At 66.7% G+C, this 2486-nt stretch carries 2 protein-coding genes; one reads left to right on the top strand and one right to left on the bottom strand.

Annotated elements, in window-relative coordinates; genetic code table 11:
• Positions 1–207: 207 nt before the first annotated feature.
• The gene (locus QYS60_RS05480; protein WP_371382615.1) at positions 208–1833 is read right to left on the bottom strand and encodes a flavin-containing monooxygenase; all 1626 of its coding nucleotides are present in this window, start codon (positions 1831–1833) and stop codon (positions 208–210) included.
• A 290-nt stretch (positions 1834–2123) separates the two neighbouring features.
• Between QYS60_RS05480 and QYS60_RS05475 the strand changes: the two genes are divergently transcribed.
• Positions 2124–2432: an EthD family reductase gene (locus QYS60_RS05475; protein WP_003938431.1), complete on the top strand. Its 309-nt coding sequence runs from the start codon at positions 2124–2126 to the stop codon at positions 2430–2432.
• Positions 2433–2486 lie beyond the last annotated feature (54 nt).

Raw genomic sequence — 2486 nt, 5'->3', positions numbered from 1 at the left:
GCGGGCTCCGCCCCCCACCCCCGTCGTCATGTCCGCCGGCGATGAGCGGGATGTTGCTGCGCCGAGCGGGAGGTTGCCGTCGTCGCTTCTCGTGTTTCGGCGCGAGATCCTCCCGCTCGGCGCGAGATCCACCCGCGCGACACCAACGACGCAGCGAAACGCGCCGGACGATCGCTGGTCGCGATCGTCCGGCGCGAGGCCCCGACGTCAGGCCAGGACGAATCCCTTGAAGTCGGCGTCCCGGACCTCGTTCCACGTCTGCTCGTACAGCACGATGCCGCCGGCGTAGGGCATGAAGATCTGCGGCTTGCCGGGGATGTTCTGACCGCGGTACCAGGATCCCGACTCACCCTGCGGCCACAGGGTCATGTTTGCGATCTCCTCGACCGTCTCGACCCACGCGTTCTGCGCCTCCTCGGTGGCCTCGATCGTGGTCAGTCCGTGCTCGCGCATGTGATCCATGGTCTCGACCGTCCACTCGACGTGCTGCTCGATGGCGGTCACCATGTTCGACAGCACCGACGGGCTTCCGACGTTGGCGATGATGAACATGTTGGGGAAGCCCGCGGTGCCCAGGCCGAGGTGTGTCTTCGGGCCCTCCTGCCATGCCTCCCGCAGCGGCAGACCACCGCGGCCGCGGATGTCGATCTGGGTGAACGCACCGGTGAAGGCGTCGAACCCGGTGGCGAGCACGACGGCGTCGAACTCGTACTCGGTGCCGTCGGCGAGATGCATGCCGTGCTCGGTGAAGCTGTCGAGGGGCTTCTTCCGCAGGTCGACCAGTTCGACGTTGTAGCGGTTGAACGTCTCGTACCAGTCGGTGCCGATGACGGGCCGCTTCGCGCCCATCGGGTACCCGAACGGCTTGAGGCTGTCCGCGACGTCCGGATCGTCGACGATCTCGTCGATCTTGGCCCGGATGAAGTCGCACACCGAATCGTTCGCCCGCTGATCGACCATCAGGTCCGCGAACGCGCCGAGGAAGGCGATGCCGCCGCCCTGCCAGCGCTTCTCGTACTCGGCCCAGCGCTCGTCGTCGCTGACGTCGTACGCGGCCTTGGGGTTGTCGTCGCGGATGCAGCCGGCGGCGGCGGTCCGGCAGGCATGGCGCCGCTCGCGGTAGTTCGCCTTGATGTTCGTGACGAACTCCGGGTCGAGCTTGTGGTTGCGGGCGGGGATGACGAAGTTGGCGGTGCGCTGAAGAACGGTCAGCTTGCCGGCCTGCTTCGCGATCTCCGGGATAGCCTGTACCCCGGACGAACCCGTACCGACCGCGGCGACCCGCAGGCCGGTGAAGTCCACACCCTCCTCCGGCCACGCGCTGGTGCGGTAGATCGGTCCCTGGAACTTGTCGAGGCCCGGAACGTCGACGTCCTTGGGTACCGACAGGCAGCCGACGGCCATGAGGCAGAACCGCGCGACGTACTCGTCGCCCCGGTCGGTACGCACGTGCCACTTCTGCTCGCTGTCGTCGAAACGGGCTTCGGTGACGGCGGTTTCGAGCCGGATGTCGCGGCGCAGGTCGAACCGGTCGGCGACGTGCGAGAGGTACGCCTGCAGTTCGGGCTGCGACGGGTAACGCTCGCTCCACTCCCACTCCTGCTCGAGCTCCTCGTCGAACCCGAAGGAGTAGTCGTGGCTGTCCACGTCGCAGCGGGCGCCGGGGTAGCGGTTCCAGTGCCAGGTGCCGCCGACCTCCTTGCCCTTGTCGAGGGCGACGGCGGTGTAACCGTGGCGGCGCAGCTTCCACAGCAGGTACAGGCCTGCGAAGCCCGCACCGACGACGACGGCGTCGACTTCGGCAGCGGCGGTGGGGGTGGGGGTTGCAGTCATCGGATGGCCTCTCTGACTGAGGGATTCGATCGGATGTGCCGATGTTGCCGCCGGACTCGCGGATTCGGTGGGTCCGGCGGGAGCATGATCCGCCCGGCTGGTCGGCCGGCGCGGAAAAGGTCTGTGACGGGTATCACTCTATCAATGCGAATGGATATAATCAAATACGGGGAGTGATTATATGTGGCGGGCTTCCTGTCTCCTCCCTGCGTGCGGGAGCACTCCACCGCCCCGCGTGCGGGCCCGCTGCCTGCGGAGAATTTCCGAATCCACCATCGAAAGAGGTCGACATGTACCGACTCGTCGCCGCGTACAACCACCCCGAGGATCCCGAGAAGTTCCTCGACCACTACCGCAACGTGCACTCCAAGCTCGCACTGAAGCAGCAGGGCATCCGGAACTACGAATGGGGCGTGTGCTCCACTCCCGACGGCAGCACCCCGCCGCACTTCCTGGTCGCGGTATGCGACTGGGACAGCAAAGAAGCCATGCTCGCGGACATGGCGTCTCCGGAGGGGCAGCAGGGCGCAGCCGACCTCGAGAACTTCGCGCAGGCCGGCGTCTCGTTCGACTTCTACGAGATCACCAAGGACATCTGACCCGGTACACCGACCGGAGACACGCGACCGGGGTGGGGACTGCGCAGTCCCCAC

It is taken from the genome of Rhodococcus sp. GXMU-t2271, from assembly GCF_041414735.1.
Taxonomy (GTDB): Bacteria; Actinomycetota; Actinomycetes; order Mycobacteriales; family Mycobacteriaceae; genus Rhodococcus; species Rhodococcus indonesiensis.
The sequence above is the reverse complement of the archived record's forward strand: the minus strand, read 5'-3'. Positions and strand labels throughout refer to the sequence as shown.